The following is a 21,887-nucleotide window of genomic DNA, read 5'->3' on the forward strand; positions in this document are numbered from 1 at the left end:
TAGCACGTGTTGAAGATAAACATTTACACCACCTGTAGGTCGGGGCTTTAGCCCGTCAATGTTGAAAAATAGACGCCATAAATGGACGACCTACAAAAGATTAAAAGAAATTGTCACAGAGGTACACCGAGAATTAACACGTGTTGAAGATAAACATTTGCATCACCTGTAGCTCGTGGCTTTAGCCTGTCAATATTGAAAAGTTAAAATATATACACGTCAACAAATTGAAATATTCATGCTGTATAAATTACATTCAAAATAAGGTAAAATTCAACTTACAGTGCTGAATACAACAGCTCAAGGATTTTTAAATAATGAAAGGGACTTTGCATGTACCGACATAAAAAACTAAGCCATAATGTTTTAAAGACGAAATTAACAAAATCATTATTTTCACTCTTCCTTATTTCTCTAATAACCCTATTAACAAGTTGTGGTGGCGGTGGAGAAGATGATGGCAGTGGTGGTGAAATTTCCCCTCAAAATAGCAAGCCAATAAGTCGTCCAGGCACAGATCAAACTGTCAATACCAATTCAGTGGTTAGTTTAAATGGCAACACAAGTTCAGATGCTGATGGTGATACATTAAGTTATCAGTGGTCATTTTCATCTTTACCTACAAATAGCAATGCCGCTTTAGATAATACAAACTCGGTTGCCCCTAGTTTCACTGCAGATATAAGCGGTGCTTATGTACTGCAACTGGTTGTGAATGACGGCACGATAAACAGTAACACAACTTCAATAACCATTGTCGCTTCGTCACAAAACACAGCCCCCGAGGCAAATTCAGGTAACGACCAGAATGTCACGACTGGCTCAACGGTTAATTTAAATGGTGCGGCAAGTTCAGATGCTGATGGCGATACCTTAAGTTATCAATGGTCATTTTCATCTTTACCCACAAATAGCAATGCCGCTTTAGATAATACAAACTCAGTTGCCCCTAGTTTCACTGCAGATATAAGCGGTACTTATGTACTGCAACTGGTTGTGAATGACGGCACAATAAGCAGCAATACAGCTTCAATAACCATTACCGCGTCGTCAGTAAATACTGTACCTATTGCCAATTCAGGTAACGATCAAAATGTCACCACCGGCTCAACGGTAAACTTAAATGGTACGGTAAGTTCAGATGATGATGGCGATACCTTAAGTTATCAGTGGGCATTTACTAGCTTACCAAGTGGCAGTAATGCCGTTCTCAATGATAACACTTTGGTGTCTCCCTCTTTTGTGGCAGATGTGACGGGTAATTATGTATTACAACTAGTAGTCAATGACGGTTTAGCTGACAGCGCCGCTGATTCAATGACGGTGACAATTAATCAAGGAAATTCTGCACCAGTTGCTAATGCCGGCAACGATCAAAATGTTATTACTGGCTCTCTGGTAAGATTAGACGGCTCTATGAGTTCAGATGCTGATGGTGACAGTTTAACTTATAGCTGGTCGCTTGTTGTGGGTAAAAAAGGGGGTAAAACCGGTAACAAGCTAATAATTAATAACCCAACATCCGTTTCGCCAACCTTTACCGCTAGCGGAACGGGTCAGTATGCAATCAATTTAATTGTTAATGATGGCACTACCGACAGCAATACAGATTTAGTATTGATTAATGCAACTGCATCCAATGCCAATGCCAAACCCATAGCCAACGCCGGTAGTGACCAAAATGTTACCTTAAACTCGCTGGTTAATCTCAATGGCGCAGCAAGCAGTGATTTTGACGGCGATACGTTAAGTTATAGATGGTCATTTAGTTCATTACCTTCAGGTAGTAGTGCGGTATTTGATGATGATAAAACAGTTTCTCCCAGCTTTACCGCTGATACTGAAGGCACCTATGTTGCGCAATTAATTGTGACAGATGGAACCGAAGAGAGTGTGGCTGACTCTGTAATGATTACAGTCACTTATACTAATGCCGCACCCGTTGCTAATGCAGGTAGTTATCAAAATGTTAAGTCAAATTCATTGGTCCAACTCGATGCAAGTGCAAGCTCTGACGCCAATGGCGATGCTCTTTTTTACACTTGGGCATTTGTTTCAAAGCCAGCGGCAAGTACTGCGACTTTAGACAGTACAAGCTCAGTCAATCCCACTTTTACTGCTGATGTTGATGGCAGTTATATTTTGTCTTTAACGGTTAATGATGGCTTGTTAGACAGTCAGGCCGACAATGTGACTATTAACGTCGCAGAAGGATTGGCTCAATTGTTTTTAGAAAACAATGGCGGCACATTTAATGAAGTCGCTTTTAGCTCAAACAATACTGTAGCAGTCGCCTCAGCCTCTAATAATCTGTATACCTTAGCCACTTATAAACTTGTGGCACCAAGTTCAGATCTGACTATCACAAACTTACAGGCAAGCGAATTAAATGGCTTGGTCATTCCATATTTTACAAACTTGGCAGAGAACGATGAAATCAACCAAAATGACGAGTTAATTTTTAGCCTAGTTACCCCATTAATTACTAACACCAGCCTTAAGCTTAGTTTTAGTTTTAGTTTCGATATTCTTGAGACAGGCGATACATTTTCTGCTGAGTTTGAACTGAGTGCATCGGATATATTCACACCCATTGTACGTATTGAGCCAAAATATCCAACCCAAGCATTTATGGATGGAACAGAGGGATGGGTTGAACTTAGTTTTACGATTAATGAAGTCGGCGGTGTCGAAGATGTCGATGTTATTAGTGCAACCCCTAAACGGGTGTTTGACCGAGAAGCCCGTAGCGCCCTAGGAAAATGGAAGTATAAGCCTAAAATTGTAGACGGCGCTCCATTAAAAGTCTTTGGCTTAACGGTAGTTTTGGAGTTTAAGTTGGATCCAAAACCTATTGCCAACGCCGGTAGTGATCAAAATGTAATCGTTAGTAATACAGTATTTCTTGATGGTAGTGGCAGTACCGATACCAATGGTGACAAGTTATTGTATACATGGTCGATTGTCTCTAAACCAGCAAGTAGTTATGCTTTATTGGATGACGGGACAATAAAAACCCCTAATTTTACTGCAGATATACCAGGGAATTATGTAATAAATTTAGTGGTAAATAATGGCATAGAAAATAGTATCTTAGATAGTGTGACTATTACCGCTTCGGGTGTCGCTCAAACGGGCGTGTATATTTACAACAATAACTGTGTAGCATGTCACTCTATAGGTGTATTGAATGCACCGAAGCTTCAAAATGCCGCTGATTGGTCGCCGCGCCTTGAAAAAGGTTTTGATGCAGTGTGGCAAAATGCGATCGATGGTTTAGGAGCAATGCCTCTGAAAGGAGCCTGTGTAGATTGCTCTGACGATGAATTAAAAGCCGCCATTGAATATATGATTGAAGGCATTTAATTTTTTATTAATAAAACCATAAAAAGCCAGCAAAAATGCTGGCTTAAAAACCGTCAACTTATGCTAGAGCAGGACATTGTATTCTCTGTGACAAGCTTTGGCTTTGTTTGATCCGTTAAACTATTCCCTACCTCCTATCTCCTAGCTACTGTTTTTTCTCTGATTCATTCTGGCTTTTAGTCTTTTCTCTGTGTAGCGCAGCCTCTGTGATCAGCTTTGGCTTTGCCTTTATCTGCTTTATTCTGCTTATTCTGCTTAGTCTGCTTTATTTTGCTCGTATCTCGCCACTGTTTTTCTGCTCTATTCCACCTCCCCTACACACTCCACCAGCCAGGTTTCTGCGCCGAATGTGATAGTGTCGCCATTATTGATTTTACGGCCTTTGCGGGTTTCTACCTCTCCATTCACTAATACTTGGCCCGCCGTTATGGCTAATTTGGCTTGGCCGCCGCTTTCTACTATTCCTTCAAATTTAAGAACTTTAGCCAGTTCGGCTGGGGCTTTGGTTAATTCAATTGTGTGCATTGGGGTTCCGTTAGATTGCAAATAATAAGGGCCATTTAACCACAGATATGAGTGACACCTTTAGTAAAAAGATATGGGTAATCGGCACTGCTTGTACTTTTAAGCTCTACTTAACTTAACCGTCCGAGGTGGTCTTGAAAAAAGTCTAAGAAAACCCGGGTTTTAATCGGTATATCTCTGCTTTGGTAAAGCACACTAAGCTGTAATGCCACAGGTGGATAAACTAACTTTAGCCGCTGCAAATTAGACTCTTTCTGACAGGTATAATCGGGGAGTTTAACCACGCCTAAGTTTTGCATGGCTGCTTCTAAACGCATACTGGGGCTAGAAAAACTCGCTCGCCCTTGCAAAGACACGGACCGCAAGTTAGCACCATCACGAAATAACCATTGTTCTTGTTGCTCGCTCAGGATACAAGGCAAGTCATTTAATGCACTTGGCTGCAGCTCTTTATTATTCTCAAATTCGCTACCCACAAACAGTGATTGAGGAAAACTTAATAGGGTTTTAGCGATCCAATTTGATGAGGGTAAATCCGTTTCATGAAGCACAAAGGTTAAATCATAACGATAATTATTTTCTGGCAGCAAGCCTGAATAGTGATTGCAGTTAAGTTTTATTTGCGGATAACGTTTAGCAAACTTGGTTAATAATTCGCTAATAATAATGTTGAAAAACTCAAGGGGTAAAAGAATGTTTAATTGCCCTTTCGGCTCATTAATAAACGAACCTATCTCCTCTTCAACCTCTCGTAGTGCTTCAATATGGCTCTTGCTGGCTTGATATAATAAATGTCCACTTTCGGTTAATTGTTGTTTTCTGGTAGTGCGAATTAATAATTGGCTGCCAATGGTTTGTTCGAGCTGCACTAAATGACGACTTAATTTTGATTTGGGGATATTCAGCTGTTCAGCCGCCAGGGTAAACGACCCTGCTTCAACCAGTGACACGAACATTGATAAGTCATCTAAACGTGTTTTCATCAAGACTATTCCATTTTTGCAACAATGTTTTCTATTTAACCCATCTAATCAACAAAGATCAAGCTCGCTATACTCCCCACTCAAATAACCCATAAGGAAAACAAATGAAAAATGTAACAGAGATAGTCGGCAATGATTTTGCCACAGAAGTGGAAGCTCAACAGGGCCCAGTGCTAGTAGACTTTTTTGCCCACTGGTGTGCACCTTGTAAAGTGATATCGCCGCTTATCGAAGAAATAGCCACTGAATATGAAGCGGTAAAGGTTGTCAAAGTGGATGCCGATGAGGCGCAAGATATTATGGTTAAGTTTGGTGTGCGTAGCATTCCTACTTTATTACTATTCAATCAAGGTAAAGTTGTTGCGTCTTCGGTGGGTGCAATATCGCTACCCAAGTTGCGTGAGTTTGTGTCACAGGGTCTATAAATATTTCGAGATCTGAATTGTGATAACAAACAAAACAACTACCAGAATGAGACTAGCCAGGTATTGATTGGCTAGTCTGTTAGATTTTTAAATCTGGCGGTCTTTATCAAGTAAATTCTCATAATTATAGGTTCCTACCGTTTAGGTAGAATTAAATAGAAAGTAACAGAAACCAAAAAATAGTTAGTTTTTATCGCTTCTTAAGCGATGCCGAGGTTATCAGCTTATTTACTAAATACTGTTTAGTTAAATTTATCACTGCCCCAAGGCGATACTTTTATCTTTGCACTTTGCACAGCCATAGAGCAGTCAGCCGAAAATATATATATCCTTTTGATACCCACTTATCTCTACATGACTAAATCTACTAAAATATCCTGTTCATTAAATACAATTTATTTTTCAATAAATTTGGCTTCATTTTAACCAACTAAGGCCTTGTCGCAACTACCTTTGCCAGATTATTAGCATATTTAAATACAATCTTGGTTGAGATAATATTTTTACTCAAGCCCGCTAACCAAATGTTTCTGTTGTCACTGCTTATTTATTCAACTGGCACATTACCTGCTTCGCAATTATTACTAAATTAAAAAATCGTAATACTTAACACATTTAACTTAACGTCAATATAACAACGGAGTATCTAATGATTAAACGACTGATAACGACTGTTTTTACTAGTCTTCTTTTGGCTTCATCTGCTGTAGCTGAACCTCTTAAAATTGGTTATAGCGACTGGCCTGGATGGGTCGCTTGGGAAATTGCCATCGAAAAAGACATGTTTAAAGAAGAAGGGGTCGAAGTAAAATTTGAATGGTTCGATTACGTTGCCAGTATGGACGCCTTTGCAGCGGGTCAACTTGATGCGGTTACTATGACCAATGGTGATGCATTAGTAACAGGTGCCACAGGAGCACAAAATGTGATGATTTTGCTCAGTGATTACTCCAACGGTAATGACATGATTGTGGGCGCGCCGGGTATTACTTCAATTAAAGCATTAAAAGGTAAAAAAGTAGGAGTTGAAATTGGTTTTGTCGGTCACTTATTGCTGCTTAATGCCTTAGAAAAACATGGTATGAGTGAAGAAGATGTTGAGTTAGTTAATGTACCCACCAATGAAACGCCACAAGTACTAGCTTCAGGGCAAGTGGATGCCATTGTTGCTTGGCAACCTAATTCAGGACAAGCGCTAAGCATGGTTGCAGGATCAAGTCGCATTTATTCATCTGCTGATGAACCAGGTCTTATTTACGATGTATTAGCGGTTTCACCATCAAGCCTAGCTCAACGTCGGGATGAATGGCTTAAAGTGTTGAAAGTATGGAATAGAGTTGTTGCTTACTTAAAAGATGAAAAAACACGTGACGAAGCTATCTCAATTATGGCTGCTCGTGTGGGTTTATCACCCACTGAATATAAAGGTTTTATCGCTGGCACCAAAATAATGAGCGTGGCTGAGTCTATGGAGTTTGCTAAAAAAGCTGAAGGCTTTAAATCAATCTATGGTTCAACCCAAATTGCTGATGACTTTAATGTTGACAACAAAGTCTACAAAAAAGCTCAACCTATTGAAGCTTACATTGATGTGACATTGATGGAAGAAGTTAAATAAACAGTTAGAAAAACCTTGTGTTGGATAGTTTTTATCCGGCTGTACTCCCTTGATTTTCCAGACTTTAGATTATCAAGGGAGCAATAAATATAAAAATCAGTACCACAAATATAGTCAATAGATGCTCAGGAAATAGATTATGTCGCTTTTTACGATTAATAAAAAATTGCCACCAGGTCCTCGCTCTTCCATGGCAATACTGAGCTTTTTGTTGCCTATAGCCCTTTGGTGTGCAGTCAGTTATTTACCATTTTTGTGGCATCCACAAACCGAGATCACCGATTCAGGTTCGGTTAGTTATTTAAGAGTGGGTACCCTTGTCGACAATGATATTTTCGAAAGTGAAGCAATAAAAGCATTAGAAGCGGGTAAAGAGTTACCACAAGGGATCCCTGCTAACCCAGTATATCTGCCTGCCCCCCATGAAGTAGCTAAAGCATTTTATACCGCTTTTACCACCGAACCCCAACGTCGTAGCGAAGAGTGGCTACATGAAAGTCTGTGGAGTAGTCTGCAGGTGATATTTTGGGGCTTTATTATTTCATCCTTATTTGGTATTCCATTGGGAATATTAGCCGGTACCTATGACTTTTTCTCTCGTTTAGTCGAACCTTTTATTGGCTTTTTTCGTTACCTACCAGCCCCAGCTTTTGGTGCGTTGGCAGTCGCTATTCTGGGGATTTACCAAGAGCCTAAAATTGCGATTATATTTATCGGCACCTTTTTTCAACAAGTATTGGTGGTGGCTAACACCACACGAAAACTCGATCCTGCTTTATTAGAGGCAGGCCAAACATTAGGCGCAACCAATCGCTCTATGCTGTTCAGAATTGTCATCCCAGGTATTTTACCTGACCTTTACAGAGACACTCGAATACTACTCGGATGGGCTTGGACCTACCTGATTGTGGCTGAATTAATTGGCACCAGTTCAGGTATTACTTGGTTTATTACACAACAAGCTCGCTACAAAAACTTTGATAACGTATTCGCCGCCATCATCATGATCGGAATTTTAGGCTTGGCTCTAGACCTGCTATTAGCATGGTTAGGTAAAGGCTTGTTTCGTTGGCAGAAAAATCAATAGGAGTAGAACATGTCTGATTTAAATTTACCTAATTACCAGCAACAGAGCGACAGTGTAAAAGATCGTTTTGAGCGTTTAAAACAACGCCCAATTACCATGGAAGTAAAAGGCTTAAGCAAAGAATTTAATACTGCTAATGGCAAGGTCACTGCCCTTAAAGATATCAACTTAAGCATACATAAACGTGAATTTGTTTGTGTAATAGGCCCATCGGGTTGTGGTAAATCAACTCTTATTCGTATTTTGGCCGGGCTTGAAACGGCCACCTCAGGCGAGGTCTTATTAGATGGCAAAAAAGTTACTAAGCCTGGTCCTGAGCGAGGCATGGTTTTTCAGGGTTATACCTTGTTCCCTTGGTTAACTGTCAAAGAAAATATTATGTTTGGCTTGATTGAGAGTGGCAACAATAAAAATACCGCTGAATCTGAAGCTCGACAATGGGCAGACTTAATAGGCTTATCTAAGTTTGAAAACCATTACCCAAATCAGTTATCTGGCGGCATGAAACAGCGCGTGGCGATTGCTCGGGCTCTGGCCAACCAACCTAAAATATTATTAATGGACGAACCCTTTGGTGCACTTGATGCGCAAACTCGGGCCAAAATGCAAGCTTACTTAATGGAAATTTGGAAGAACATCGACATAACCGTATTTTTCATCACCCATGACTTAGATGAAGCGGTATTTTTAGCTGATCGTATTTTAGTACTTAAAGCCAATCCAGGTGAAATAGAAGAATTGATTGAAGTACCGGTACCACAACCCCGTCATGTTGATCAGCTTTTGTCCCCTGAATTTTTAGCCACTAAGCAACATATCGAACAACTTATTCATCCGCCTTCAGAAGACGATGAAAACGCGCCGATGAATTTAGTTCCTATGGTCAACGTAAAATCTGATGTAGGGAGTGTTTTTTAATGTATGACTTACACCATATGACTTGGCAAGAAGTCGCTAAAGCCGTGGAGTCGGGTATTCAAACAGCGGTTTTGCCAGTAGGTGCAACCGAGCAACATGGACCTCATCTTGGTTGTGGTATGGATACATCGATTGCCCATACTCTTTGCCATGATGCCGCCGCACAATCACCGGTTATTTTGCTACCTACCCTACCTTATGGATGCTCAATTGGGCATTCAAAACGCTGGCCTGGCACTATGGCTTTAAGCCCTAAAACACTAATTGATGTAATTTGCGACATTGGTGACTGGGTGCAGTCTGCAGGTATTCGTCGTTTAGTTTTAGTCAATGGACACGTGACAAACGAAGCCCCCTTGCGTTGTGGACTTGAAATGCTGCGAGCCAAGCATGATGGCTTTATGGTTGCCGTGGCAAACACAGCACAATTATCTGTACGGGTGAAAAAAGCCCACTTTGATGACGCTGATGATTGGCATGCAAATGATGCAGAAACTGCGCTGATGATGGCTTTACATCCAGAAATGGTCAGAGAAGACAAACTAACTGAAGCCGATGACCCAGATAGAACAGAGACATGCGTATTTAGCCATCCGGTAAATCGAACCAGTACCAATGGCGTTACAGGCAAACCTTCAGAAGCTAACAAAAACAAAGGCCAGCAACTGTATAGCTGGATGTTAGCGGACTTAACTGAATTGCTGCACAAAGCAGCGATAGAAGAAGCACCTATTAACCAAAGTTATCACCAAAGTGTGCTGTTTGGTGATACCAATCCTTAGGGATTGATTATATTTCAGCACGTCATTAGCTCCCGGCGAAAATATGAGCAGAAATTGATTTTTAAATTGATTAAAAAACAAATTTTGCTTGATGATTTTTCGGCTAGCCGCCCTAACGGCTCAGCCGGGTCAATATCATTGAAAAATAGGAAAACAACATGATTGAGACCAAAACAGACTCAGAAATCGCAGCCATTCAAGCCGACCTTCAAGCCAAGGGCGTAAAATATTGTATGGGCACATTTGTTGATATTCACGGCATACCTAAAGGTAAAATTGTGCCGTTAGATCATTTACGTCAAATGGCAAATGGCTCTGAGCTTTATACCGGTTATGCGGTAGATGGCCTTGGCCAAGCGCCAAACGATGACGAAATTGCATCGGTTCCAGATCTTAACCACATTATCCAATTACCTTGGCAGCCAGAAATTGCATGGATGCCGGCCGACAATACTTTGTACGGCAAACCTTATGAATTAAACACCCGAGTACTACTGAAAAAAGTATTAAAGCAAGCTGAAGAAATGGGCTACGGCATGAACTTGGGTATTGAACCAGAAATTTTCTTACTGAAGAAAAATGAAGACGGCAGTTTAACTGTGCCTGATCCAGAAGATAAACTGAAAAAGTCTTGCTACGACACTCGTGCTTTTCTTAGTAACTATAAATGGGTCGATAAGATGGCCACCAGTATTAACGATTTAGGCTGGGGTTTATATTCATTAGATCATGAAGATGCAAATGGTCAGTTTGAATTTGATTTTGATTATGCCGATGCATTAACTACCTGCGACCGTTTTACCTTTCTTAAATTAATGGCCAAAGAATACGCACAACAAGAGGGGTTGATGGCTACCTTTATGCCTAAACCTTTCGCCAATAAAACCGGTAATGGTGCACATTTTAATATGTCATTATTCGACAAAGAAACGGGTAATAACTTGTTTCAATGTACCAAAGAAGAAGATCCAAATGGCTTAGGTTTAACTAAATTAGGTTACCAATTTATTGCGGGTATTTTAAAACATGGTCCTGCTCTATGTGCGGCCTTTGCCCCAACGGTAAACTCGTATAAACGTTTAGTTCGCCAAGGTGATATGCCTTACTTTACATGGGCGCCTGTATTTAACTCTTTTGGCTCGAATAACCGCACTAACTCGGTTCGCGTGCCTATGGGCGGTGGACGATGTGAGTCACGTAACGCCGATGGTGCTGTGAATCCATATTTAGCTGCGGCTTTAGCCTTAGCTGCAGGTTTAGAGGGGATTCGTGAAGGTCTTGAACCAGGTAAACCACAAGAGCGTAATTTATATGAATTTACCGAAGCTGAACTACAAGAAAAAGGCATAGACTTTTTACCTCGTACTTTACAAGAAGCCTTACAAGCGTTTGATGCAGACCCCTTTGTAGAGCAAGTCTTGGGTAAAGAGCTAAAAGCTGAGTTTATGACATACAAGCAACAAGAATGGAACGAATACCATCTTGATGTGAGCAAATGGGAGATTGAGCGTTACACTAATTTATTTTAGAAAACGCTAAAGTAGCAAAAACTTAAGGAATAAAGGTGCCTACAGAGCTAGGCACCAATACCCAGTAATATGATATATTCAGGCGATTATTCAGATAAGTATAAACAAAAGAATTTGTGATGAGCGAAGACAAGATAAGCAAAGAAAAACTCAGCCGTATTAGCATGTCGATCCCAGAAGATTTACTAAATGGCTTAGATAAAATGGTCAAAGAGCGAGGATTTGAAAGCCGTTCTCAAGCGATCTGCGACATGATCAACTTACAACTCAATGAGCATAAAGCGCAACAAGGTCATGAGATCATGACTGGTACTGTCAATCTAGTGTACAAACATTCCACCACTGGCTTACAAAAGAAACTACACGATTTACAGTTTGAGTTTATCGACGAGGTAATTTCGAGCCTGAACGTAAATCTTACCCACACCAATACATTGTCTATTATTTTAGTACAGGGGCCAGCCGACAAACTCAACATGATAGCTAACAAGATGATCACTTTACGTGGCGTAGTTTATGGTCGGTTATTGATAAATTCTTCCATCATTCCGCCGATCCATCCTTTACCCCAAGGTTAGTTAGCAACATACTAAAGAGCTGCGCGTACAGCGTTTAATGCCTCGACCGAAAATCCTCGGTCGTAAAAATAAATCACGCCACCACTTTCGTCTAATAACATGACCCGAGCGTTGTTAGGGTTTTGATTACCAGTAAACCTTTGTACTGCATCGCCGTCAGCATAAACAGTGACCACACCTTGCCACATTTCTTTGGGGATACCTTTACGCATACCATTGTCGATAAAGGTACTAAACATTCTAGGTAACATGCCTTGAATGGTTGGGATCTCATACACATCAACTTTGGTCTGTGTCATATCTAGGCCAATTAACCAACGGTCAATATCAAATTGAGAGTCTTGTACATAACCTAACAACAATAGGGTTTTATTGCCGTTAAAGTCTGCGGGAATATTTATCGTTTTACCCTCAAGTGATTCACCTGAGACACTAATCATTTTGTCGCCTAAGTTAACCTCAGCTGGATATTCATAACTCGCGCAGCCGGTTAAACCTAAGGCTAGAACTATTAACACTAGGATGGGTTTCATTAATTAATACTCACTTGTTGTTTAATTAATATTACTTACGAAATAAATGGCTAACTAGATCTTAGTTAAGTAATAAAGTGGCGGATAACATGCCCCTTTTTGAGAGGCATGTTAAAAAACTGATTAGGTTTTCTGTTGTGACAAGTTTAAGTTAGCTGTTTTTTAGGCACAAATGCTCTGAACACAAACCAAACAAAACATACTACGCCTACACTAAAGACTATATCGCCCGGCACTCTGAGCCAGACTAACGCTTGCATGATAGGGCTTTGGATAAACTCGGCTGAACGAGCAAAGGAATAACCATATTCAATGCTCATATAGGTCTGTAATACACCTTGCGGTAACAAAGACAAAAAAGTCATCATGGCCAAGCCTATATTCAGCGTCCAAAAGGATATTTTTAGTAGTTTTTCATTCCACAATTTAATATTAGTTAGGCCACGCATACAGTACAGTGTTAAGCCTAAGCCAAGCATGCCATACACCCCAAAGAGTGCAGCATGACCGTGATTGGCTGTGGTGTTTAACCCTTGCATATAATAAAGGGCAATGGGTGGATTAATCATAAAACCAAACACCCCTGCCCCTACTAAGTTCCAGAACAATACCGCAGCAAAAAACATAAAAGGCCAGTGATAATTAAGTTGCCACTGGGTTCTGGTTTCTACCTTATGTCGGGTATAAGCTTCAAAGCCCACCACCAGCAAAGGTACTACTTCAAGAGCTGAGATCATCGCCCCTACCGCAATCACTGAAGTGGGTGTACCACTAAAGTAAAGGTGATGGAATGTGCCTAACACGCCACCAAATAAGAAAATAATTGTCGCCAATAACACCATCACAGTGGCGGTTGATGTGCGCAAAATACCCATACGAACAAACAACAATGAAATAATAGCGGTAGCGAATACTTCAAATATTCCTTCTACCCATAAATGCACCACCCACCAACGCCAATATTCCATTACCGAAATATGTGTGTGTTGGCCCCACATTAAACCTGCGGCATACAGTAAACCAATCGCCACAGCAGACACCAAAACTAAATAGATCAGTGACTTGCCGCCTTTTTGTTGTAATACAGGCCATAAACCTCGAACCACTAATCCCACCCAAAGAAACAAACCTATGGTCAGGTATATCTGCCAAAAACGGCCTAGATCCACATATTCATATCCTTGATGGCCAAACCAGAAATTCATCGTCAAATCATCAAAGAAACGGTGCACTGCCGCCCATTGGCCAGCAAAAGAACCGATGACAATGATCAGTAAACTGATAAACAAAAAATTAACGCCAAATAACTGAAATTTGGGATCTTTGCCACTCAACATAGGCGCAACGTATAAACCTGTTGCCAACCAGGCGGTAGCAATCCAAAGCACTGCAAGTTGGGTATGCCAAGTGCGAGTCACAGAGTAAGGAAAATATTCAGCAAAAGGTAAGCCATACAAACCTTGTCCTTCTACTGCATAGTGAGCGGTTACTATACCCAATAACACTTGGGCCAAAAACATAGCACACACTACCCAGAAATATTTTGCCGTTGCGCGCATGGATGGAGTCACAACAACCTGCTCAAAAATATCTGTTTTGGCGATACCTTCTTCGGGTTCAACTTCGTCTTGCCAACTATCAAATTGTTTAGCGTAATAGGCAACCAAGGCCCCTGCCGCAGCCAATAATAAAACAATAGAGGCGATGCTCCACATCAGTACTTCAGTTGTGGGTTTATTGCCGACTAATGGTTCATGAGGCCAATTACTGGTGTAAGTAATCTCTTGCCCTGGGCGATTTGTCGTTGCCCCCCAGGCAGTCCAAAAATAAAAAGCCGAAAGTTGTTTAGCCTCTTCATCCGTTAATAAACCATGCACAGGAAACGCATAATCACGACGCAAGGCAAGAGATTCAGGGGTATCACCTGTATACAGGCTGATGTAATGAGTTTGCACTTGTTGAATGGCTAAAGCCCGATCGTCACTAACAGTGATGGTATCAGTATCAGCTTGATAGGTGTTTTTACGCATTTCGGTCTGTAAACTGGCTCGACTTAATGCATTATTTTGTGCTTTCGATAAACCGCTATGTGCGGTTTTCATCAACAAAGCCAGTAAACTTTCTGCTTCACGATGCAACCAATCGGCACTCCAATCGGGCGCAAGATAACTCCCATGTCCCCAGATTGAACCTTGCTCCATACCGCCGATAGATTGCCAAACATTCTGGCCGGTTTCGATCTCATCGCCGGTAAACAAGACTTCACCAGATTCAGATTTGACCAAATTTGGCATTGGCGGGGCTTGCTGATAAATTTGCGCACCCAATAACAGTAAAATGCTGAACATAAATACCATGCCAACAATCAGTATTATCCATAAACGTTTTATACTGAAAGTTGTTTTGTAGTTTTGCATGTCTGCGTTCCTTGTTGTACTCAATCAAGCTATGGCCTTTACTCAGTAACAATGAAACTTGTACTTAGATAAAGTACCAAAACATTAGAAAGCCGCTCATATAGAGCGAGGTCCTTAATGATAAAAAATACGTAGACTGGGTAAATACAGCGCTTCAACATGGTGAACTATTGTTGAAAATATCAAGCCAACGGAAATCTATCGTTTATCTCCACAAAACGACAAAATGAGGGAGTATTGCTAGAATATGCCCAATATTTGATATTAGCAAACGCTTGTTCTCCGATAAATTATGGAGTCTATAATCTAAATTTCAGTCTGTTTTTTAGGGACCAGAATTAATATACATGTCCCCAATATTCCTGCTATCAGCGAACCAAATAAAATACCTAATTTAGCTTGTTCAATCAAAAGAGGCTGACCTTCAAAGGCTAATGCTGAGATAAATAACGACATAGTAAAACCTATACCAGCTAAAAAACTTATACCAATCACGTGATAAAAACGTAAATTAGCAGGCAACCTAGCTATACCGCTTTTCACTGCTAACCAAGCAAACAAACTAATACCAAGTCCTTTACCAAACACTAAACCTAAGACAATCCCTAGTGTAATGACCAGGTCTTTAGCTTCTGGCATTACAGAGGGTAGCAAGACCCCAGCATTTAAAAATGCGAATAAAGGTAAAATAATCAGACTGACAGGTTTATCGAGAGAATTACCCCAGCGAATTATCGGGGTGGTAGTGCGCTTAGCAATATCTTCAGCTTGGATCGCCAATGCGTGTCGCTTTTTATCTTCAATAATTGGGGTGTTGGGGTTATCCATTTCTTGGTACGTTTTGACTAATTTAAGCATTTTGTGCCGAAACCACGTTTTTTTGGCATATGGGCGAGTAGGCACCATCATAGCAGCCAAGATCCCTGCAGTTGTGGCGTGTACACCCGATTGTAAAATAAACCACCACAAGAGCACACCACCCGCTAAATAGAAGACCGGTCTTCGCATGCCCAACATATTGATTAACAACAACCCTAACAAAGTCAGGCCTGCCCAAACAAGAGAGAGACTATCGATCTGTTCCGTATAAAAAAGACCAATTACCGCTACGGCTCCCATATCATCAACTATGGCTAAACCTGTCAGTACAACCGCAGCCGAACGGGGAACTCTGCTGCCTAACAAAGTTAAAATAGCAATAGCAAATGCTGTATCTGTCGCCATGGGGATCCCCCAACCTTGAAACGAATCAACATCGCCAAACCAAACAGTGACTAAATAAAATAGTGCTGGCAGTAACATTCCACCTATTGCCATAAGTACCACTAAAGATGCATCTTTGATGTTACTCAAAGCGCCAACTAAGCACTCATATTTAATTTCTAAGCCTAAAATAAAGAAAAACAACACCATTAACCCGTCATTAATCCAATAATGCACTGTGTGACCAAACTGCCATTCACCTAGGGAAATCGTTAACATTAGAGAATTGATTGCTTGATAGTTTTGTTGCCAACCCAGATTGACCATGAGAATTGCTATTAGAGCCGCAATAAGCAAAGCCATGCCTGTCAGAGCTTGGCTATTGATAAATGATTCGATAGGAGAAGATAGCTTTAAAAAGCTCCGTTCCAATGGAGCATGTATTCGACTCGTTTCTGCCAGTTTTTTTTTCATTGTTTCCTTTGAAGGCATTTTTTCCATAGCCCAACTTTACACTTTATCTTTCTTTAGTAAATTAATGTAACACATCAAATTCAATTAGTACTCTAATCATTATTATGTGATATGTTTGCAAAAACCAATAAAAACGCGAATAAACACTTAAATACAAAAAAATGAACCATATATATAATTTGAACACTAAGTAAATAGTGGATATTTGGTCTACACTAAACAAGAGCAACAATACATTTTGGTAGCTCAATTGTTTGTAGATATGTTGACACAGTGATAAGTATTATTGTTGCTTTGATTAAGGCAACAATTACATGAAATTCGCCATTGAGGAGGACATTATGTTAGTTAGTTTAAAAGAATTAAGCGGAATTACTGTTAGTGCTGAAGATGGAGATGTGGGCGAAGTAGAAGACATCTACTTTGATGATAGATTTTGGACTATACGCTTCTTGGTGATGGATACCCATCCATGGATGCCATTCAGTGACAAGGTTTTAATCAGCCCTATTGCAATAGATAATTTTACCTCAAAAGATCATAGCCTAAAAGTGTCGATGACTAGGGATGCAGTAAAAGATAGCCCTAAAATCGAAGAACATGAAACCGTGTCTCGGGAGTTCGAAAAAACCTATTTTGATTATTTTGGTTATGGTTATTACTGGTATGGAGACGGCGCATGGGGCCAATATGCCTACCCTACTGCATTATATGATTCAGCAGTATTACCGATAGAAAATATTCAACAACAGCACATCGAAAGCAGTAATCATTTACGCTCGGCCAATGAAGTGAACCATTACAGTATTGCCGCCTTAGATGGCAAAAAAGGCTATGTAAAAGATTTTATTTGGGACACCCATACTTGGTCATTACGCTATCTAGTGGTCGACACCCGAGACTGGTTACCTGGCGGTAAAAAAGTACTGATTTCGCCAGATCAATTTGAAAAGGTTAATTGGGGCAGCAAAACTGTCAGCTGCAATATTAATTTGGCACAAATCAAAGCTTGTCCAGAATACCAAGCAGAAAAATTAAATGATCCTGAGTACTTACAACAAGTGCGAAATAAGCTCCAAGTTAATGCTTAAATGATAACGGCCCCCTATTCTTTTTTTAGTATGGGGGCCATAAAATTAGTTTTCGAGGAAAGTTAAAGGTCGACCCATGCAAACAGATAACTCAGACAGTTCAGCATATGAACACTCCACATCTGATGTGCTTTATGGCAATGAAACCGCAAAAGCATTAAGTAATTTCACAATCAGTCAATTAACCATGCCTAGAGCATTTTTATGGGCGTTAGGCACGTTAAAAGGGGCCTGTGCCGAAGCGAATTTAACCCTGAAATTACTGGATAAAGAAAAGGCTCAGGCGATAATCCTAGCTGCAGAAGAAGTGGCCAACGGTTTTCATGATAAACAATTTCCGGTAGATGTATTTCAAACGGGATCTGGCACTAGTACCAATATGAATGCTAATGAAGTGATTAGTACGCTGGTCAGTTTACGCAGTAACAACAAGCTAAGCGTTCACCCCAACGATCATGTCAATTTGGGGCAAAGCTCAAACGACATTATTCCATCCTGTATTCATTTAAGTGCCGCCATGCTAATCAATCATGAGTTATTACCGGCATTACAACATTTAACCCGTACCATAAATGAAAAAGCACAGGCACATCACAATACCATCAAAACCGGCAGAACCCATTTAATGGATGCCATGCCTCTTAGTTTTGCCCAAGAGATTAGCGGCTGGTCTGCACAAATTGATTATGTGCATGAACAACTCAACCTTAGTTTAACCAATTTGTGTCACCTTGCCATTGGTGGCACTGCTATAGGTACTGGAGTAAATACACATGTTGAATTTGGCGAAATGGTTTGCAAAAATATTGCAGAAAAAACCACCTTAGCTTTTACGCCAGCAGGCAATTATTTTCGAGCAATTAGCAGCCAAGACACAGCAGTGAATATCAGTGGTATTCTGAAAACTGCCGCGGTGAGTTTGAGCAAAATTAGTAATGATATTCGTTGGCTCAGTAGCGGCCCGCTCAATGGTCTTAATGAAATCCAATTACCAGAACGGCAAAAAGGCAGCAGTATTATGCCCGGCAAAGTCAATCCAGTGATCCCTGAAGCCATACTCATGGCCTGTACTCAGGTAATGGGCAATGACACAACTATTACCCTGGCCGGTCAATCAGGTAATTTTCAACTAAACACTATGTTGCCGCTCATTGGCCATTCGTTAATTCAAAGTATTCAACTATTAACCACATCGAGTACCGCACTGGCCGATAAAGTGATTAAAGACATGCAAGTTAATCATGCGCATATCAAGCAAAGTGTGGCACGAAACCCCATTTTGGCAACCGCTCTCGCGCCTTTAATTGGTTACGAAAAAAGTGCACAGATAGCGATACAAGCCTACCAAGAAAACAGAACTGTATTAGATGTGGCCAAACAGCTAACCAATATAGATGAAGCAGAGTTAATTACCTTATTAGATCCTAAAAAACTCGCAGCTGATCCGCAATAATTGAATTGTTTGCCGGTAAACTAAAGGGCTTAACTTAGCTGTTTCACTACATTATGCCCATAGATAGATTCAAGTTTTTTACTGGCTAGGCTTTCACTCAAGCCCACTTTAGATAAGCCTTTTAACACTGCCAATTTAGCTCGTTCAACTGGGGTCGACATATGATACAAATTGGCATTGGCACGAGCAGCAATTTGAATGTCACTGGTACGTTTAATTCTTAAATTTTGATATTGCAGCAACGCTGCTTGACTGTCGGCATTTATACTTAAACAAGCCGCTAAAGTGTATGCATCTTCGATAGCCATAGCCGCACCTTGGGCTAAAAATGGCAACATCGGATGACATGCATCTCCCAACAAAGCCACATTTTTGTCTACCCATTGAGTTAAAGGTTTACGATCAAATAAGGCCCATAAAAAACAACTCTGAGTGGCCGCTAATAACTCTGTCACCTCAGGATGCCAACCACTAAACGTTTGCCGTAACTGACTGATATCTCCAGGCTCATTCCAAGACTCATTACGCCAATCGTCGCGTTCTTGCACCGCAACAAAATTCACTAAATCACCACCACGTAAATAGTAACTAACAAAATGTTTATCTGGCCCGACCCACAAATTAGCATTAGGCTTAATTAAACCTTTAGGTAAATCGCTAGTTGCCACTGTGCCACGCCAAGCCACTTGGCCAGTGAAATATGGTTTTTTCTCACCTAACATACAGGCTTGCACGTTAGAACGAATACCGTCAGCACCAATCAATATATCAGCTTGTTGACTTGTACCGTCGTTAAATTCTATGGAAACGCCTTGAACTGTCTGCTGGTAACCTTTGACGCCCTGTCCAAGATGTGCATTCACACCAAACTCCAAACAAGCCTGATGTAAAATAAAATGTAAATCGGCGCGGTGAATATGCAGATATTCAGCTGCGTATTGATCCTCACAGGTATCAGCCAAAGGTACAGAAAAATATTCAGCACCGCTTTTGAAGTGCCGCATCACAGCCGATTGTGGAGCAAATGCTATTGCTTTGATTTTGTCTACTACACCTAAAGCCGACAAAACATGCATGGCATTTGGACTAAGCTGCAAACCAGCACCTACTTCACCTAAATTACTATTTCGTTCATAAACTGCAACTGTATAACCTTGTTTAGCAAAAGCAAGAGCGCTGCACAAACCACCAATTCCGGCTCCAGCAATAGCAATATTTATACTCATATATATAGTTAACCAATTGATCCACTTAATTATTTGCATAGTATCACCTAACATTCAAAATAAATTAAGTTATCTGTAAGTGACATAAATTTTGATAAAGTCCCAATATGGCAATTTATGATGTAATCTTAAGTTGAGACTTTAATAAAAGGTATATTGGTTATGGGTAACTTTAACAAGCTAACCTTAAAAAACTTGCTCGAAAACGCCAATATTGGTGTGGTTATTCATAAATGGGATACGACTGTAGTATATGCCAATCCAACGGCACTACAGCTCTTAAGACTTACCTATGAACAAATTATCGGCCGCGACGCTTATGATCCACAATGGCGGTTTCTTGACGAAGCCAATCGTCCATTAATAAATGAACAATTTCCAGTATCTCAAGTTAAACGTTTTAAAAACCCAATACACAATGTGGTTTTAGGGGTTATAGACGGTAAGCAAGAAAAACCCTCTTGGCTTATGGTTAATGCCTACCCTGAATTAGCTGAAGACGACAAAAATAATTTTATTGTGGTGACCTTTAACGATATTACTGACAAAAAGAGCTCCTTTTCTTTTCAATCAATTGCCGACAATGCCGAAGATATTATTATTGTCACCGAGGCGGATGATATAACAACACCTCTAGGCCCACGTATTATTTATGTTAATGATGCTTTTGAAAAACTAACAGGCTTTAGCCGAGAAGAAGCAATTGGTGAAACCCCAAGAATTTTACAGGGAAAAGAGACCGACAAGGATGAATTAAAACGTATTAGTTTAGCACTACAAAACCGACAAAGTATCTCGTCTACCTTACGCAATTATACAAAAACGGGGCATCCTTATTGGCTTAGTTTAAATATCTTCCCCCTTAAAAACAAGTACGGTGAAGTCACGCACTTTGCCGCTATCGAACGTGATGTAACTAATGAAATATACAGCGCACAACAACTCGAGACACATAACCAAAACCTAAAGGAGCTGAAGTCTAATTTAGAAGAATTAGTACGAGTCAGAACCCAAGAATTACATGACGCCAACAAGCAACTTTATCGTTTTGCCTATCAAGACGTATTAACCAAACTTCCTAATAGAAGAAGCTTTTTAGAACAGGCCGAACAACAAATTAGTCGAGCAGTTCGCGCACAACAAACGATATTGACAGGTTTATTGGACATAGATAATTTTAAACAAATTAATGATACTTATGGACATGAAACAGGCGATAAGGTTCTGATAAAAGTAGCGGAGTGTTTCTCTGTTTTTTTCAGACAAGAAGACTGTTACAGTCGCTATGGTGGAGAAGAATTTACGTTCTGTATTTTACTGCAAGACAACAAACAAGCTATGGATATTTGCCAACGTTTAAGAACTAGCATCGCTGATTTAGTATTTGATGTAGCACCCGAAGCTAGTTTTCAAATCACCGTAAGTATTGGCGCAAGTGTGTCTAAAGCAAATGCAAATAGCAATTTAGAATTTGAGTTAAATGTAGCAGACCGAGCGCTATATAAAGCAAAAAATACAGGCCGTAATCGAGTGGAAATTACAATAAAATAAGCTAACTAACTTAAATGAGTTTTATCACTTAGTTAAAGCTGTCAAAAACTGATCGTTTACCCTATGTGTTACGTATTAGTTTCTTTAGTGATGATTCATTATGTTTTGAGCTCATGTTTATGTCACTA

The 21,887-nt window shown here is 40.2% G+C and carries 17 protein-coding genes and 2 pseudogenes; 13 read left to right on the top strand and 6 right to left on the bottom strand.

The window, feature by feature from the left end; all coding sequences use genetic code 11:
• Positions 1 to 333: 333 nt before the first annotated feature.
• The 3 genes and pseudogenes from GQR87_RS15740 to GQR87_RS22405 all read left to right on the top strand — a co-directional run.
• Positions 334 to 2,154, top strand: a pseudogene (locus tag GQR87_RS15740) (PKD domain-containing protein); the annotation flags it as partial.
• A 432-nt stretch (positions 2,155 to 2,586) separates the two neighbouring features.
• Positions 2,587 to 2,844 (top strand): annotated as a pseudogene (locus tag GQR87_RS15750) (energy transducer TonB); the annotation flags it as partial.
• A 294-nt stretch (positions 2,845 to 3,138) separates the two neighbouring features.
• On the top strand, positions 3,139 to 3,366 hold the full coding sequence (locus GQR87_RS22405; RefSeq protein WP_233267495.1) for a cytochrome c5 family protein: 228 nt from the start codon (positions 3,139 to 3,141) through the stop codon (positions 3,364 to 3,366).
• 300 nt (positions 3,367 to 3,666) lie between these two features.
• On the opposite strand, the gene GQR87_RS15760 is transcribed toward GQR87_RS22405, so the two are convergent.
• Both GQR87_RS15760 and GQR87_RS15765 read right to left on the bottom strand, forming a co-directional pair.
• Positions 3,667 to 3,891 (bottom strand): RNA-binding S4 domain-containing protein, encoded by a 225-nt coding sequence (locus GQR87_RS15760; protein ID WP_158970957.1) that lies wholly within the window; start codon positions 3,889 to 3,891, stop codon positions 3,667 to 3,669.
• Between the two features lie 110 nt (positions 3,892 to 4,001).
• Positions 4,002 to 4,874, bottom strand: a complete 873-nt coding sequence (locus tag GQR87_RS15765; RefSeq protein WP_233267283.1) for a LysR family transcriptional regulator — start codon at positions 4,872 to 4,874, stop codon at positions 4,002 to 4,004.
• 104 nt (positions 4,875 to 4,978) lie between these two features.
• Between GQR87_RS15765 and trxA the strand changes: the two genes are divergently transcribed.
• The 7 genes from trxA to nikR all read left to right on the top strand — a co-directional run bounded on the left by trxA (position 4,979) and on the right by nikR (position 11,811).
• Complete coding sequence (gene trxA / locus GQR87_RS15770) at positions 4,979 to 5,299, top strand: thioredoxin (RefSeq protein WP_158970961.1); 321 nt, start codon at positions 4,979 to 4,981, stop codon at positions 5,297 to 5,299.
• Positions 5,300 to 5,948: 649 nt separating this feature from the next.
• On the top strand, positions 5,949 to 6,917 hold the full coding sequence (locus GQR87_RS15775; RefSeq protein ID WP_158970963.1) for an ABC transporter substrate-binding protein: 969 nt from the start codon (positions 5,949 to 5,951) through the stop codon (positions 6,915 to 6,917).
• A 139-nt stretch (positions 6,918 to 7,056) separates the two neighbouring features.
• Positions 7,057 to 8,004, top strand: a complete 948-nt coding sequence (locus GQR87_RS15780; RefSeq protein WP_158970965.1) for an ABC transporter permease — start codon at positions 7,057 to 7,059, stop codon at positions 8,002 to 8,004.
• 9 nt (positions 8,005 to 8,013) lie between these two features.
• On the top strand, positions 8,014 to 8,922 hold the full coding sequence (locus GQR87_RS15785) for an ABC transporter ATP-binding protein (protein WP_158970967.1): 909 nt from the start codon (positions 8,014 to 8,016) through the stop codon (positions 8,920 to 8,922).
• Positions 8,922 to 9,704: a creatininase family protein gene (locus GQR87_RS15790; protein WP_158970969.1), complete on the top strand. Its 783-nt coding sequence runs from the start codon at positions 8,922 to 8,924 to the stop codon at positions 9,702 to 9,704. The genes GQR87_RS15785 and GQR87_RS15790 overlap by 1 nt, the downstream gene beginning before the upstream one ends.
• Positions 9,705 to 9,862: 158 nt before the next feature.
• Complete coding sequence (gene glnT, locus GQR87_RS15795; RefSeq protein WP_158970972.1) at positions 9,863 to 11,233, top strand: type III glutamate--ammonia ligase; 1,371 nt, start codon at positions 9,863 to 9,865, stop codon at positions 11,231 to 11,233.
• 119 nt (positions 11,234 to 11,352) lie between these two features.
• Entirely contained in the window at positions 11,353 to 11,811 is a 459-nt protein-coding gene (gene nikR / locus GQR87_RS15800) for a nickel-responsive transcriptional regulator NikR (protein ID WP_158970974.1), read from the top strand.
• An 11-nt stretch (positions 11,812 to 11,822) separates the two neighbouring features.
• On the opposite strand, the gene GQR87_RS15805 is transcribed toward nikR, so the two are convergent.
• From GQR87_RS15805 to nhaA, 3 genes are all read right to left on the bottom strand, one after another.
• Positions 11,823 to 12,344: a hypothetical protein gene (locus GQR87_RS15805; protein WP_158970976.1), complete on the bottom strand. Its 522-nt coding sequence runs from the start codon at positions 12,342 to 12,344 to the stop codon at positions 11,823 to 11,825.
• A gap of 146 nt (positions 12,345 to 12,490) precedes the next feature.
• Positions 12,491 to 14,761, bottom strand: coding sequence for a nitric-oxide reductase large subunit (locus GQR87_RS15810; protein WP_158970978.1), 2,271 nt, complete (start codon positions 14,759 to 14,761; stop codon positions 12,491 to 12,493).
• Positions 14,762 to 15,067: 306 nt separating this feature from the next.
• Positions 15,068 to 16,438 (bottom strand): Na+/H+ antiporter NhaA, encoded by a 1,371-nt coding sequence (gene nhaA / locus GQR87_RS15815; RefSeq protein WP_158970980.1) that lies wholly within the window; start codon positions 16,436 to 16,438, stop codon positions 15,068 to 15,070.
• A 341-nt stretch (positions 16,439 to 16,779) separates the two neighbouring features.
• Here nhaA and GQR87_RS15820 point away from each other — a divergent pair, with 341 nt between their 5' ends.
• Both GQR87_RS15820 and GQR87_RS15825 read left to right on the top strand, forming a co-directional pair.
• The gene (locus tag GQR87_RS15820) at positions 16,780 to 17,529 is read left to right on the top strand and encodes a PRC-barrel domain containing protein (protein WP_158970982.1); all 750 of its coding nucleotides are present in this window, start codon (positions 16,780 to 16,782) and stop codon (positions 17,527 to 17,529) included.
• Positions 17,530 to 17,605: 76 nt separating this feature from the next.
• Positions 17,606 to 18,982, top strand: coding sequence for a lyase family protein (locus GQR87_RS15825; protein WP_158970984.1), 1,377 nt, complete (start codon positions 17,606 to 17,608; stop codon positions 18,980 to 18,982).
• 29 nt (positions 18,983 to 19,011) lie between these two features.
• Here the strand turns inward: GQR87_RS15825 and GQR87_RS15830 are convergent, their stop codons facing one another.
• Positions 19,012 to 20,208: an FAD-dependent monooxygenase gene (locus GQR87_RS15830; RefSeq protein ID WP_158973045.1), complete on the bottom strand. Its 1,197-nt coding sequence runs from the start codon at positions 20,206 to 20,208 to the stop codon at positions 19,012 to 19,014.
• 162 nt (positions 20,209 to 20,370) lie between these two features.
• Here GQR87_RS15830 and GQR87_RS15835 point away from each other — a divergent pair, with 162 nt between their 5' ends.
• Positions 20,371 to 21,759, top strand: coding sequence for a diguanylate cyclase (locus GQR87_RS15835; protein ID WP_158970986.1), 1,389 nt, complete (start codon positions 20,371 to 20,373; stop codon positions 21,757 to 21,759).
• Positions 21,760 to 21,887 lie beyond the last annotated feature (128 nt).

Source organism: Paraglaciecola sp. L3A3 (genome assembly GCF_009796765.1).
Classification (GTDB): Bacteria; Pseudomonadota; Gammaproteobacteria; order Enterobacterales; family Alteromonadaceae; genus Paraglaciecola.